17 protein-coding genes are annotated in these 13509 nt (G+C 61.5%); 1 reads left to right on the top strand and 16 read right to left on the bottom strand.

Features of this window, described 5'->3' with window-relative positions:
- Positions 1-8: 8 nt before the first annotated feature.
- The 15 genes from ispG to trmJ all read right to left on the bottom strand — a co-directional run bounded on the left by ispG (position 9) and on the right by trmJ (position 11987).
- Positions 9-1121 (bottom strand): flavodoxin-dependent (E)-4-hydroxy-3-methylbut-2-enyl-diphosphate synthase, encoded by a 1113-nt coding sequence (gene ispG, locus GQA94_RS09570; protein ID WP_158187792.1) that lies wholly within the window; start codon positions 1119-1121, stop codon positions 9-11.
- A 2-nt stretch (positions 1122-1123) separates the two neighbouring features.
- On the bottom strand, positions 1124-2149 hold the full coding sequence (locus GQA94_RS09565) for a RodZ domain-containing protein (protein ID WP_158187791.1): 1026 nt from the start codon (positions 2147-2149) through the stop codon (positions 1124-1126).
- Positions 2146-2904 carry a type IV pilus biogenesis/stability protein PilW gene (gene pilW, locus GQA94_RS09560; protein WP_158187790.1) on the bottom strand — a complete coding sequence of 253 codons (759 nt, stop codon included), beginning with the start codon at positions 2902-2904 and terminating at the stop codon, positions 2146-2148. The genes GQA94_RS09565 and pilW overlap by 4 nt, the downstream gene beginning before the upstream one ends.
- An 11-nt stretch (positions 2905-2915) precedes the next feature.
- On the bottom strand, positions 2916-4064 hold the full coding sequence (rlmN, locus tag GQA94_RS09555) for a 23S rRNA (adenine(2503)-C(2))-methyltransferase RlmN (RefSeq protein WP_158187789.1): 1149 nt from the start codon (positions 4062-4064) through the stop codon (positions 2916-2918).
- Between the two features lie 20 nt (positions 4065-4084).
- Positions 4085-4516 carry a nucleoside-diphosphate kinase gene (gene ndk, locus GQA94_RS09550; RefSeq protein WP_021209485.1) on the bottom strand — a complete coding sequence of 144 codons (432 nt, stop codon included), beginning with the start codon at positions 4514-4516 and terminating at the stop codon, positions 4085-4087.
- Positions 4517-4682: 166 nt separating this feature from the next.
- Positions 4683-4880, bottom strand: a complete 198-nt coding sequence (gene iscX, locus GQA94_RS09545; protein ID WP_158187788.1) for a Fe-S cluster assembly protein IscX — start codon at positions 4878-4880, stop codon at positions 4683-4685.
- A gap of 14 nt (positions 4881-4894) precedes the next feature.
- Entirely contained in the window at positions 4895-5233 is a 339-nt protein-coding gene (gene fdx, locus GQA94_RS09540) for an ISC system 2Fe-2S type ferredoxin (protein WP_158187787.1), read from the bottom strand.
- Positions 5234-5238: 5 nt separating this feature from the next.
- The gene (gene hscA / locus GQA94_RS09535) at positions 5239-7101 is read right to left on the bottom strand and encodes a Fe-S protein assembly chaperone HscA (protein ID WP_158187786.1); all 1863 of its coding nucleotides are present in this window, start codon (positions 7099-7101) and stop codon (positions 5239-5241) included.
- 41 nt (positions 7102-7142) lie between these two features.
- Complete coding sequence (hscB, locus tag GQA94_RS09530) at positions 7143-7664, bottom strand: co-chaperone HscB (RefSeq protein ID WP_158187785.1); 522 nt, start codon at positions 7662-7664, stop codon at positions 7143-7145.
- Positions 7665-7671: 7 nt separating this feature from the next.
- The gene (gene iscA / locus GQA94_RS09525) at positions 7672-7995 is read right to left on the bottom strand and encodes an iron-sulfur cluster assembly protein IscA (RefSeq protein WP_158187784.1); all 324 of its coding nucleotides are present in this window, start codon (positions 7993-7995) and stop codon (positions 7672-7674) included.
- A 10-nt stretch (positions 7996-8005) separates the two neighbouring features.
- Positions 8006-8398, bottom strand: a complete 393-nt coding sequence (gene iscU / locus GQA94_RS09520; protein ID WP_021209491.1) for a Fe-S cluster assembly scaffold IscU — start codon at positions 8396-8398, stop codon at positions 8006-8008.
- Between the two features lie 47 nt (positions 8399-8445).
- Positions 8446-9660: an IscS subfamily cysteine desulfurase gene (locus GQA94_RS09515; protein ID WP_158187783.1), complete on the bottom strand. Its 1215-nt coding sequence runs from the start codon at positions 9658-9660 to the stop codon at positions 8446-8448.
- 30 nt (positions 9661-9690) lie between these two features.
- Complete coding sequence (gene iscR, locus GQA94_RS09510; protein ID WP_158187782.1) at positions 9691-10182, bottom strand: Fe-S cluster assembly transcriptional regulator IscR; 492 nt, start codon at positions 10180-10182, stop codon at positions 9691-9693.
- A 192-nt stretch (positions 10183-10374) separates the two neighbouring features.
- Positions 10375-11151, bottom strand: coding sequence for a serine O-acetyltransferase (cysE, locus tag GQA94_RS09505; protein ID WP_158187781.1), 777 nt, complete (start codon positions 11149-11151; stop codon positions 10375-10377).
- Positions 11151-11987, bottom strand: a complete 837-nt coding sequence (gene trmJ / locus GQA94_RS09500; RefSeq protein WP_199270121.1) for a tRNA (cytosine(32)/uridine(32)-2'-O)-methyltransferase TrmJ — start codon at positions 11985-11987, stop codon at positions 11151-11153. Before trmJ ends, cysE begins: the two co-directional genes overlap by 1 nt.
- 89 nt (positions 11988-12076) lie before the next feature.
- On the opposite strand from trmJ, the gene suhB reads away from it, so the two are divergent.
- On the top strand, positions 12077-12892 hold the full coding sequence (gene suhB, locus GQA94_RS09495) for an inositol-phosphate phosphatase (RefSeq protein WP_158187779.1): 816 nt from the start codon (positions 12077-12079) through the stop codon (positions 12890-12892).
- Between the two features lie 54 nt (positions 12893-12946).
- On the opposite strand, the gene GQA94_RS09490 is transcribed toward suhB, so the two are convergent.
- Positions 12947-13480: a glycine zipper 2TM domain-containing protein gene (locus GQA94_RS09490; protein WP_158187778.1), complete on the bottom strand. Its 534-nt coding sequence runs from the start codon at positions 13478-13480 to the stop codon at positions 12947-12949.
- Between the last annotated feature and the right edge of the window lie 29 nt (positions 13481-13509).

Below are 13509 nucleotides of genomic sequence, written 5' to 3'. Positions count from 1 at the left end.
TCCTTAAATCAGCTGCGCACGATCAGCGCAGCATCGGCCTCGGCCTTCTCGCTGGCCTTGCGGCGAATCAGCTGTTCCAGCTCGTCGACCAGATTGTCGTTGCTTAGTTTCTGCGCCGGCTTGCCATCGATATAGATGAGGTTGTTGGGCGTCCCGCCGGTCAGCCCAATGTGCGCCTCCTTGGCCTCTCCTGGTCCATTGACGACACAACCGATCACCGCCACGTCCAGCGGCACCAGCAAATCATCCAGCCGTCCTTCGAGCTCGTTCATGGTCTTGACCACATCGAAGTTCTGCCGCGAGCAGCTCGGGCAGGCGATGAAGTTGATGCCACGCGAGCGCAGGCGCAACGACTTGAGAATATCGAACCCGACCTTGATTTCTTCCACCGGGTCGGCCGCCAGCGATATGCGAATGGTATCGCCGATGCCCTCGGCCAGCAGCATGCCCAAGCCCACCGCCGACTTCACCGTGCCCGAGCGCAAGCCGCCGGCCTCGGTGATGCCCAGGTGCAACGGTTGCTCGATCTTGTCTGCCAACAGCCGGTACGCGGCCACTGCCATGAACACATCGGACGCCTTGACGCTGACCTTGAAATCCGGAAAGTTCAGCCGGTCGAGGTGTTCGACGTGGCGCAATGCCGATTCCACCAGTGCCTCGGGCGTCGGTTCGCCGTATTTCTTCTGCAGGTCCTTTTCCAGCGAGCCGGCATTGACGCCGATGCGGATCGGGATACCACGGTCGCGGGCCGCTTCCACCACCGCGCGCACGCGATCTTCACGACCGATGTTGCCCGGGTTGATGCGCAGGCAATCGACACCAAGCTCAGCCACGCGCAACGCGATCTGGTAGTCGAAGTGGATGTCGGCCACCAGCGGCAGGCCGACGCGTTGCTTGATCCTGCCAAACGCCTCGGCCGCTTCCATCGAAGGCACCGATACGCGGGCGATGTCGGCGCCAGCGTCCTGCAACCGCTGGATCTGTGCAACGGTCGCGTCGACGTCACAGGTTTCGGTATTGGTCATGCTTTGAACGGCGATAGGCGCATCGCCACCGACCGGTACGCTGCCCACCCAGATCTTTCGGGTAGGACGGCGCTTGATGGGGGACTCACTGTGCATGATTACTGTCCGAGCTTGAGGCGCGCGGTTTCACCACGCGTTTTGCCAGAAAGATTGACGGCTTCGCCGTTGAAGCTGACCTGCACGCCGGAGGCGAAGCCCAGGTGCACGTCCAATGGGGTTTTGCCGACCACGGTGCGATGGGTACCGGCTTTCGCCAATCCGCTATAGAGCACTTTGCCGTCCGCGTCGGTCACGCGGGTCCAGCAGTCCGCGGTGTAGTCCAGCGCCACGCGACCCTCGCCCGGCGCGACAGCGTCGGTTTCGGCTACTGGCGCAGCGGCGTCGGGCCCGGTCGCGGCACTGGCTAGCGGAGCAACGGGGTCGGTCTCAACCTCTGTAATCGATGCCTCGCTCGACGGCGCCGAATCGCCCTGCCCGGCAGCCTCATCGACGGGCGCCTGGGCGGCGGGCTGTTCATCCAGCGGCAAGGCTTCGGCGGCCGGGGCCTGCGTCTGATCGTCCACCGTGGCAGGCGTCGAGTCGAGCGGTTCGTCGGCGGGAAGCTCAGCGGGTTCGTCGGCACGGTCGAGCAGGTGAATCTCGGTGGTACCGTCCGCCGCCTCGACCTCGATTCGCTCAAGCGCCGTGACCGAGCGGTTTGTCTCGTTACGGGTCGAACGGTCCTGCCACCAGAGAAAGGCCCCGACGGCGATGACCAACGTCAGAATGAAGGTGAAGAAGCGCACCATGCTGCGCGACAGGCGCACCGGCTCATCGATATGGCCGAGGCTGTTCACGCTGCTACCGGTCGCGTCCGTACCGGTGTGCTGGTCGAACTGCTGCACCAGGCGATTCTGGTCGAGCCCCAACAGCTTGGCGTAAGCGCGAACGTAGCCGCGGGCAAAGGTATGGCCAGGCAGTTGGCTGAAGTCGCCCGCTTCGATCTGGATGAGCGAGCGCTCCGACAGATTGAGCTGTTTGGCCACCGAAGAAATCGACCAGCTCTTGCTTTCGCGCGCGGTGCGAAGCGTTTCGCCCGGATTGGCGAGGGTCGGGGCAGCGGCTTCAGAGTGTGGCGCTATCATCGTTGCTCCGAAAGAAACTGTTGGTATTCAGGCGTACCCGGATACAGGCGCTTGAGCTGCAGGCCCAGGCTCGCCGCCTGGTCCCGGTCCTGATGAATCTGGGCCAGACGCACGCCTAACAGCAGGCTGCGGGCATTCTGCTCGGACAGGTTGCTGAATCCGTCGTAGTAGCGCTTGGCCGGGACATATTGCTTGTCCTCGTATGCCATGATCGCCAGTTCGAGCAGCGCACGCGGCTGGCGGCTGTCGAGGCGCAATGCACGCGTGAAATAGGTTTCGGCCTGCTCACGCTGACCGAGCTTCAGTGCGGTCATGCCCATGTTCTGAAAAACATGCGAGCGACCGGAATAGAGGTTGTCTTCGGCTGCCTTGGCAAAGCGATCCATGGCCTCCTGGTAGCGCTTCTGCTCGAACAGGAAGCTGCCGTAGTTGTTCAGGATACGCGCATCGTTGCGGCCAGACAGCGCCTTGCGGTAATGCTCGTCTGCCAGCTGGGTTTCCATTTCGTTCTGAAACACCAGCGCCAGCGCGGCATGCGCGTCCGCGCTGTTCGGATCCAGCTCAAGCGCCTTGCGTAGCGGCGTCTTGGCGCGCGAGGCCTCGCCCTGCTGCAAATAGCCGATACCCAGCTGGATATAGGCGTCTCTCGCTTCGTCGCGCCCTTCCGAGGTCCGCATGGGATTGCCTGTCCCGGAAGAAACACACCCAGCCATCAGGCCGGCAAGCAGAAACAGCAGCGCAACGCGCAAGGTCATCGGAATCCCCCTCAGGAACGGTTCGTAGCAACGGGTGCCGTCACTGGCTCGGATTGCAGTTCTCGCACCGCGATGTAGCGCTCGCTTCGGCGCGTCCGATCCAGGACCTGCCCGACCAACTGGCCGCAGGCGGCATCGATATCTTCGCCGCGAGTCGTACGGACCGTCACATTGTGCCCGGCTTTATGCAGGATGTCCTGAAAACGACGGATCGCATTGTTGCTCGGCCGCTCATATCCGGAATGCGGGAAGGGGTTGAAAGGGATCAGATTGATCTTGCAGGGAATTTTGGCCAGCAGCGTGACCATTTGCTCGGCATGCTCCGGCTGGTCGTTGATGCCCTGCAACAGCGTGTATTCAATGGTCAGTACGCGCTTTTCGCCCAGATTGGAGATGTAACGCTGACAGGCGGCCAGCAGCATATCCAACGGATATTTCTTGTTGATCGGTACCAGCTGGTCGCGCAATGCATCGTTCGGCGCGTGCAGCGACAACGCCAGCGACACATCGATGACCTTGGACAATTCGTCGATCATCGGCACGACACCGGAGGTCGAAAGCGTGACCTTGCGCTTGGAAATCCCGTAGCCCAGGTCATCCATCATGATATGCATGGCGGCAACGACATTGTCGAAGTTGAGCAGCGGCTCGCCCATGCCCATCATCACCACGTTGGTGATGGCGCGATCGACCTTTGCCGGGATGGTGCCGAACGACTTGTTGGCAATCCACACCTGGCCAATCACTTCGGCGGCGGTGAGGTTGCTGTTGAATCCTTGCTTGCCGGTGGAGCAGAAACTGCAATCCAGTGCGCAACCGGCCTGGGATGAAACGCAGAGCGTGCCGCGTCCCCCCTGGGGAATGTAGACGGTTTCCACGCAGCTACCCGAAGCCACGCGCACCACCCATTTGCGGGTGCCGTCGGTCGAGATGTCTTCGCTGACGATCTCGGGACCACGAATCTCGGCGCAGGCCTTGAGCTTCTCGCGCAAGGCCTTGCCAATGTTGCTCATGGCGTCGAAATCATCGACGCCAAAATGGTGAATCCACTTCATGACCTGACCGGCACGGAAGCGCTTCTCCCCTATTGAATCGAAGAAGCTTTCCAGTTGGGGCTGGGTCAGCCCCAACAGATTCACTTTACTGGTCATGACAGTCATCTGGATTCACCTTCGCCTGATCAGCGAATGCGGGCACACACTTCGGTGGCGGAGAAGAAATAGGCGATTTCACGAGCAGCGGACGCTTCGGAGTCGGAACCGTGAACGGCGTTCTCGTCGATGGACACGGCGAAATCGGCGCGAATGGTGCCCGGAGCCGCTTCCTTCGGGTTGGTAGCGCCCATCAGCTCACGGTTCTTGGCGATGGCGTCTTCGCCTTCCAGAACCTGAACGATGACCGGACCGGAAACCATGAAGGCGACCAGATCCTTGAAGAAGCCGCGCTCGCTGTGCTCAGCGTAGAAACCGCCCGCTTCACGCTCGGACAGTTGGACCATCTTCGAAGCGACGACGCGCAGACCAGCCTTTTCGAAACGGGAAGTGATTTCACCGATAACGTTCTTGGCGACAGCGTCAGGCTTGATGATGGAGAAAGTGCGTTGCAGGGCCATTTGAAACTCCAGAAATCGATAGGTTAAAGCGAACAAGTAAACCCGCGAATTATACGCGGGTCACGGATGAAAATATAAGAGCGGCTGCGCGGCCAGGTGCGGCAGCCAGACCCGAACGCCGCCCGGCAACCTGCAAAGCGACCAGAGGCCGGGCGTGTAGCCGCGTCTAGGCTTCTTCGATCCAGGCAGCCTGGATGGCTTCGAGCACTTTTTCGCCGCCGCGTTTCGGGTCATCCGAAAAATCGGGCAACTCGACGACCCAACGATGCAGCTCGACGAAGTTCACATAACGCGGATCCACGTCCGGCTTGCGTTCGGCCAGCTCGATTGCGATATCCAGCACATCAGCCCATTTCAGCGCCATGCTTCACCTCGCCCTCAATGGCCTTCGGATACTTGATTGATGGTGTACTTCGGTATCTCGACCACCAGATCGACATCCGCGACGGCCGCCTGGCAGGACAGCCGGGAGCTGGGTTCCAGACCCCACGCCTTGTCCAGCATGTCATCTTCGAGCTCGTCAGAGGGCTCGAGCGAGGCAAAACCCTCGCGGATCACCACATGGCACGTCGTGCAGGCACAGGATTTCTCACACGCGTGCTCGATATCGATGCCGTTTCGCAATGCGGCGTCGAGCACCGTCTCACCGGGCTGCGCTTGCACCACCGCGCCTTCCGGGCAATGGTCGGCGTGAGGCAGGAAAACAATCTGCGGCATCTGGGTCATTCCTCGATATCGTTAAGCCGCCGCCCAGCCAGTGCGGCCTTGACGGTGGAATCTAGCCTGCGCGCGGCAAAGGCATCGGTAATCTGGCTCAGGCGTTTGATCTGGCGCTCGATGGCAGTGCCGTCCTGGCTATCGAGCAGCTCACGCAGCGCCTGCATCTGCGATTCGATGGCCTCGCGCTCTTCCTCGCTGAGCAGCCGCTCGCCATCCACGGCCAGCGCACTGTCGACCGCCTCGAGCAGCCGTTGTGCATCGACCAGCTGTTCGCGCAGCGCACGGGCGGCCTTGTCTTCGCCGGCCTTGTGGAAGGAATCTTCCAGCATGCGGGCGATCTCGCCATCGGTCAGCCCATAGGACGGCTTGACCTGAATACTGGACTCGACGCCTGAGGCAAGCTCTCGCGCCGATACGCTGAGCAGCCCGTCGGCATCGACCTGAAAGGTCACGCGGATTTTCGCCGCTCCGGCCACCATCGGCGGAATGCCGCGCAACTCGAAACGAGCCAGCGAACGGCAGTCGGCAATGAGCTCTCGCTCGCCCTGCAGCACGTGGATCATCATGGCCGACTGGCCATCTTTATAGGTGGTGAATTCCTGGGCGCGCGCGACCGGAATGGTGGTGTTGCGCGGAATGATCTTCTCCATCAGACCGCCCATGGTTTCCAGCCCTAGCGACAGCGGGATCACGTCGAGCAGCAGAAGCTCTTCGCCATCACGGTTGTTGCCGGCAAGCGTCTCAGCCTGGATTGCCGCGCCGATGGCTACGACCTGATCGGGATCGATATCGGTCAGCGGCTCACGACCGAACATTTCGCCGACCCGCTCGCGCACCCGTGGAACCCGGGTCGAACCCCCAACCATGACAACGGCATGCACGTCCTCAAGCTCGACAGAGGAATCGCGCAAAGCCCGCCGACACGACTTGAGGCTGCGGGCGATCATCGGATCGATGAGCGCGTTGAAGGTCTCGCGCGTCAGCGCACCCTGCCAGCCGGCATAGCGCACGTCGACGGATTCGGCATCGCTGAGCCGCTCTTTCGCGTCACAGGCCATTTTCAGCACTTCGCGCTGCGCCCCGGGGTCGAGATCCTCGGAGGCACCCGCCTGGGCGAGAATCCACCCCGCGATCGCATGATCGAAATCGTCACCGCCGAGCGCGGTATCGCCCCCGGTCGCGAGCACTTCGAACACACCCTTGGTCAGGCGCAGGATCGAAATGTCGAAGGTTCCGCCACCCAGATCATAAATAGCGACGACGCCCTCCGCCTCACGATCCAGACCATAGGCGACGGCCGCGGCGGTGGGCTCGTTGAGCAGTCGCAGCACGTTCAGGTTGGCCAATCGCGCGGCGTCCTTGGTCGCCTGCCGCTGGGCCTCATCGAAATACGCCGGCACCGTGATCACGGCCCCGACCAGCTCGCCACCGAGTACCGCCTCTGCCCGCTCGCGCAGCGCGCGGAGGATATCGGCAGAGACCTCGACCGGGCTCTTGGCGCCCTGCACCGTCTCGATGAAGGGCATCTGCGATTGCCCTTCGCTGAAGCGATAAGGCAGTTGACCGCCCAGTTGCTTCACATCGGCGATGCCGCGCCCCATCAGGCGCTTGACCGACAGAATGGTGTTCAACGGATCGGTGGCAGCGGCGCGCTTGGCGGCCTGGCCCACTTCGACACGATCGGCGCGATAACGCACCGCGGACGGCAGAATGACTTCGCCATCGGCATCAGCCAGCGGCGCCGTGACGCCACTGCGCAGCGCGGCCACAAGTGAATTGGTGGTGCCCAGATCGATTCCAACTGCCAGGCGACGCTGGTGAGGTTGCGGGCTTTGTCCGGGTTCAGCTATCTGAAGTAAGGCCATGTCTGTCTGATATCGGGCGCAGCGCCTGGCGCTACGCGGGGTTAATCGTCGAGGCGCTCTTCCAACTGGCGCACTTCCTGGGACAGCTTGTCGAGGAACTGCATCCGACGTACCAGCCGCTCCGCTTCTTCGCGCTGCGATTCATCCCGCCAGACTCGAGCGAACGAATCATTGAGTGCCTGCTGAGAAGCCTTGAGGCGGGCCTTGAACGCAACGACACCGTCGATATCGGCGTCCTCTTGCAGCTCCTCGAGCTCCTCTCTCCATTGCATCTGCTGCATGAGGAACGCGGGGTCCTGAACGGTCGCCTCCAGCGGCATTTCGCGGCCCTGCAGGGTCAGCAGGTATCGGGCCCGCCGCGAAGGGCTCTTGAGGGTCTGATAGGCCTCGTTCAGATTCGCCGATTGCTCGATGGCATGGCGCTGCTCAGTCTCACCGGCATCAGCGAAGCGATCGGGATGAACTTTGCGCGCCAGCTCGCGATAACGAGACGAGAGCATGTCCAGGTCGATATCGAAGGCAGGCTGCAACTCGAACAGCGCGTAGTGACAGGGAGTTCCCACAGCGTCCTCAGATATTGAAGCTCTCGCCGCAGCCGCATTCGCCACGCACGTTGGGGTTATTGAACTTGAAGCCCTCGTTCAGCCCTTCACGGACGAAGTCGAGCTCCGTGCCATCCAGGTACACCAGGCTCTTGGGATCGATGACGACCTTCACCCCGTGACTGTCGAACACCGAGTCCTCTGCCGCTGCTTCGTCAACGAACTCCAGCACATAAGCCAGACCGGAGCAGCCGGTGGTACGTACGCCCAACCGGACGCCCACGCCCTTGCCGCGCCCCTCGAGGGAGCGGCGCACATGATCGGCAGCGGCGGTTGTCATGCTGATAGCCATCGATACCTCCTTACGCCTGGGGCAACCCTTTCTTCTCGCGATAATCGCGAACGGCCGCCTTGATGGCATCTTCTGCCAGGACCGAGCAGTGGATTTTCACTGGCGGCAACGCCAGCTCTTCCGCCAGCTGAGTGTTCTTGATGGTTTCCGCCTCTTCCAGCGTCTTGCCCTTCATCCACTCGGTGGCCAGAGAACTGGAGGCAATGGCGGAACCGCATCCGTAGGTCTTGAACTTGGCGTCTTCGATGATGCCCTGCTCGTTGACCTTGATCTGCAGGCGCATTACATCGCCGCACGCCGGGGCGCCGACCATGCCGGTGCCAATGGAGGGATCCTCAGCGTCGAATTTGCCGACGTTGCGGGGATTTTCGTAATGGTCAATGACCTTATCACTGTATGCCATGGTGCAATCCTCTTTGAATCAGGCTATGCGGAGCTCGACGGGTCGGATCAGTGGGCAGCCCACTCGACCTGGGAAATGTCGACGCCATCCTTGAACATGTCCCACAGGGGTGAAAGCTCACGCAACTTGGTTACCGCCTCGCTGACTTTCTGCGCGGCGTAGTCGACTTCTTCTTCGGTGGTGAAGCGGCCGAAGGTGAAACGGATCGAGCTGTGAGCGAGTTCGTCGTTGCGACCCAGCGCGCGGAGCACATAGGACGGTTCCAGCGAAGCCGAGGTGCAGGCCGAACCGGACGAAACCGCCAGGTCCTTGAGCGCCATGATCAGCGACTCGCCTTCCACATAATTGAAGCTCAGGTTCAGGTTGTGCGGAACCCGGGACGTCATGCTGCCGTTCACATACAGCTCTTCGAGATGCTCGACCTGCTTGAAGAAGCGGTCGCGCAGTCGGGTAATGCGCTCGTTCTCGGCGGCCATCTCTTGCTTGGCTATGCGAAACGCCTCCCCCATGCCGACCGACTGGTGCGCGGCCAGGGTTCCTGAGCGCATACCGCGCTCATGGCCGCCGCCGTGCATCTGCGCCTCCAGACGTACCCGCGGCTTACGGCGTACATACAGCGCGCCGACACCCTTGGGGCCGTAGGTCTTGTGGGCGGAGAAGGACATCAGGTCGACCTTCATGTTCTCCAGATCGATCTCGACCTTGCCCGTGGACTGAGCGGCGTCGACATGGAACAACACGCCACGCGAACGGGTAAGTTCACCGATGGCGGCGATGTCGTTGATCGTTCCGATTTCATTGTTCACATGCATGATGGACACCAGCACGGTGTCGTCACGCAGCGCCGCCTCGACCATGGCCGGCGTGATCACGCCGTCTTCGCCCGGTTCGATGTAGGTCACTTCGAAGCCTTCACGCTCGAGCTGGCGGGTTGTGTCCAGCACAGCCTTGTGCTCGATCTTGCTGGTCACGATGTGCTTGCCTTTGGAGGCATAGAAATGCGCGACGCCCTTGATCGCCAGGTTGTCCGACTCGGTCGCGCCGGACGTCCAGACGATTTCTCGCGGATCGGCATTGACCAGTTCAGCAACTTGCCGACGGGCATTTTCAACGGCTTCTTCGGCTTTCCAGCCAAACGCGTGGGAGCGCGACGCCGGGTTACCGAAGTTGCCTTCGGCAGTCAGGCATTCGACCATCTTCTCGGCAACGCGAGGATCGACCGGTGTGGTAGCGGAGTAATCGAGGTAAATCGGCAACTTCATCAGGTATCTCCTATCAGGCAGTCGTCCTGCTCACTCGACGGCGGACGCTTCAATCTTATCCAGTTGCGATGTCAGACCCTTGGCGCGGCGCATATCCTGTCGCAGCGCCACTTCCTGAACCTCGCGACGCATCACCAGATCCGCCAGACTGATACCGCTCAGAAACGCGTGGATCTGCTGGCTCAAATCGCACCACAAATGGTGGGTCAGACAGGTATCGCCCGAATGACAATCGCCCAACCCCTGGCAACGGGTGGCGTCGACGGACTCATTGACCGCATCGATGACCTGCGCCACCTGGATCCCGGTCATCTCGCGTGACAGCTGGTAACCGCCACCGGGCCCTCGCACGCTGGTAACCAGGTTCCCACGGCGTAACTTGGCAAATAGCTGTTCGAGGTAGGAAAGCGAGATGCCCTGCCGCTCGGAAATGTCCGCGAGGGACACCGGCCCGTGTTGCGCATGCAGCGCAAGATCGAGCATCGCAGTGACGGCGTAACGGCCTTTGGTAGTCAATCGCATCGGTTCGCACCAAGCATCATGGTTTGGGCCAAGTATGCAATACCCGACTATTTAGATCAACTATAAGACCTATTAAATCACTCGGACTTTAGCCGCAACAGGGAAATTGACGGGACGAGACCGGCTCTGGGGCCGCGAAAGGCGCCTATCATAGCAGCACGCCTCGCCCATCGCACTTCAGCGGGTGGATAGTCAGCTACGGGGATCGTCGCCCAGGTTCTTCACCTCGGCGAAATCCTCTTCCCGCAATTCAGGCATCTGCTTTGCGCAGTAATCGCTGCCCAGCGCGGTCAGCGCCTGGCACATCCCCTCCATGCGCTCCTCCACTGCCTGCACGTGATCGAGCAACTGGCCGATAGCGCGTGCCAGCGGATCGGGCATGTCTTCGGTCACGCCATAGGCATCGAAGCCGATCTTCTCGGCGATTGCCTTGCGCTTGGCCTCCTGCTCGTCATCGGACTTGACGATCACGCGCCCGGGAATGCCCACCGCCGTGGCACCGGCCGGCACCGCCCGCGTGACCACCGCATTGGAGCCAACCTTGGCACCGGCCCCTACCGTGAACGGACCAAGGATCTTCGCCCCGGCGCCGACAATCACTCCATCCTCGAGCGTTGGATGACGCTTACCCTTGTTCCAACTGGTACCGCCCAGCGTGACACCATGATAGAGGGTTACATCGTCGCCAATCTGGGCGGTCTCGCCAATGACGATACCCATGCCATGATCGATGAAGAATCGCCGACCGATCTGCGCGCCCGGATGTATCTCGATCCCGGTCAACCAGCGCGCCAGGTTCGAATTCATCCGCGCCAGCCACTTGCAGTCGTTTACCCAAAGCCAATGAGACAGCCGATGGAACCAGACAGCATGCAGGCCCGGATAGCAGGTGATGACCTCGAATGCGTTACGCGCCGCCGGATCGCGGTGAAAAACACTCTGGATATCTTCGCGCATGCGTTCGAACATCAATCGGATCTCCGCTTGTGGGGTTCGCCGCGGACGGCTTTCTGGGTCTCGGTAAGAATGCCGCGCAGAATGTTCATTTCCAGCTTGCTGATTGCGCTGCGACCATAAAGCCTGCGCAGGCGCGGCATCAGGTGACGAGGCTTCGCGGGGTCGAGAAACCCGATCTCGATCAGGGTCTGCTCGAGATGTCCGTAATAATGCTCGAGCTCATCGGCCGTCACCGGCTGGGCATTGAGCATCGAGGTGGACTCCAGCTTTTCCTGTTTGCTTGGCTGGTCATTCGCTGCAAGCCAGGCCATGCGCACCTCATAGGCAAGCACCTGTACCGCCGCGGCCAGATTCAGCGAACTGAACGCTGGGTCCGAAGGGATGTGCACATGGAACTGGCAGCGCTGAAGCTCTTCATTGGTGAGCCCGGCGTATTCCCGCCCAAACACCAGCGCGACCTCGCCACCGCGCTGGACCTGCTCCAGGCATACCGTCCCGGTTTCGCGCGGGTCCAGCAGCGGCCAGGGGATGCGGCGATCACGCGCACTGGTGCCCAGCACGAGGCTGCACCCGACCAGGGCCTCTTCGAGGGTCGCCACGACCTGCGCCGACTCGAGGATATCCGTTGCACCCGAGGCACGGGCATTGGCGTCCGGACTGGGGAAATCCTCGGGGTCAACCAGGACCAATCGGGACAAGCCCATGTTTTTCATAGCCCTGGCCGCGCCACCGATATTGCCGGCGTGACTGGTGTTGACCAGCACCACACGAATGTTCTGAAGCGACACGGTTGTTCTCGACAGCAAAGCAAACCGAAAGCTTACAGGAAGGGCCGCCGGCTGCGCCATTGCCCTCCCGATGCGCTTGAACACATAACATCCGATCAAGCTTTCTGATAGAATTGCCGGCTTTCTTTAAACGACCAGGTAACTGACCGATGCAGCCCATGCTGAATATCGCGCTGCGCGCCGCCCGTAGCGCCGGCGAAATGATTGTTCGTTCCACCGAGCGCCTGGACGTGATCTCGGTCAGCGAAAAGGACGCGCGCGATTACGTCTCGGAAATCGACCGCACCGCTGAGCAGCTCATCGTTACCGCGCTGCGCAAGGCCTATCCGAACCACGGCATTCTCGGCGAGGAAGGCGGGCTGCTGGAAGGCAGCGGCGAGGGCGCGGACTACCTGTGGGTGATCGATCCGCTGGATGGCACCACCAACTTCCTGCGCGGCGTCCCGCATTACGCCGTCAGCATTGCCTGCAAATACCGTGGTCGCCTTGAGCATGCCGTGGTGCTCGACCCGGTGCGCCAGGAGGAATTCACCGCGAGCCGTGGCCGTGGCGCCGCGCTCAACGGTCGCCGCCTGCGCGTCAGCGCACGCAAAAGCCTGGAGGGCGCCCTGCTCGGCACCGGCTTCCCGTTCCGCGACGGCCAGATGGACAACATGGACAGCTACTTGAACATGTTCCGCAGCCTGGTCGGGCAGACAGCCGGCCTGCGTCGCGCGGGCGCGGCCAGCCTGGACCTCGCCTATGTAGCCGCCGGTCGCTATGACGCGTTCTGGGAGTTCGGCCTGTCCGAATGGGACATGGCCGCAGGCGCACTGCTGATCCAGGAAGCGGGCGGCCTGGTCAGCGACTTCAGCGGCAGCCACGACTTCCTTGAGAAAGGCCAGATCGTGGCCGGTAACACCAAATGCTTCAAGGCCGTCCTGACCACGATCCAGCCGCACCTGACGCCCTCATTGAAGCGATAGGTAAACAGCTATAAAAAAACGCCCGAACGGGCGTTTTTTTATTGGCGATACGACTCACTGCTGGGTCAGTACCAACTGGCCATCGCGGTAAGGAATCCTGCTGCCGGGATCGCGATCCATCCGGACTCGACCGATCTCGCCATCCAGATCATATTCGACGTCGTAGCCGACGACCTCGTCGTGCCGGTCCGTCACGGTATCGCAGCGGGTTTCGGTGGTGGTGTAGGTGTCATTCGCCTGCATCCGGCCTTGCACCTGATTACCGGCGTAGCCGCCGCCCACCGCACCGACCACGGTGGCGATCTTCTTGCCGTTGCCGCCGCCGACCTGATTGCCCAGCAAGCCACCCACCACCGCGCCGACTGCCGTACCGGCAATTCGATTGCTGTCCTGCACGGGCTTTTGCCGTGTGACGGTGACATCCCGACAAACTTCTCGAGGGGTCTCGATGGTTTCCTTGATCGGCTCAACGGCCCGGACTTCAGCGTATTGCGGCCCGCGATCGACCAGTGAATAGGTGGCAAATGCACCGCCAGCAGTGACGACTACAGCACCCAGAACGCTACCTACCAGCATCGACTTGTTCATTGCTTTTCCCTTTTTCTGGCGGGCCAGGC

Source organism: Stutzerimonas stutzeri (genome assembly GCF_009789555.1).
Taxonomy (GTDB): Bacteria; Pseudomonadota; Gammaproteobacteria; order Pseudomonadales; family Pseudomonadaceae; genus Stutzerimonas; species Stutzerimonas stutzeri_R.
Note: the sequence above shows the minus strand (reverse complement) of the source record. Positions and strands in the feature narration are given on the sequence as shown.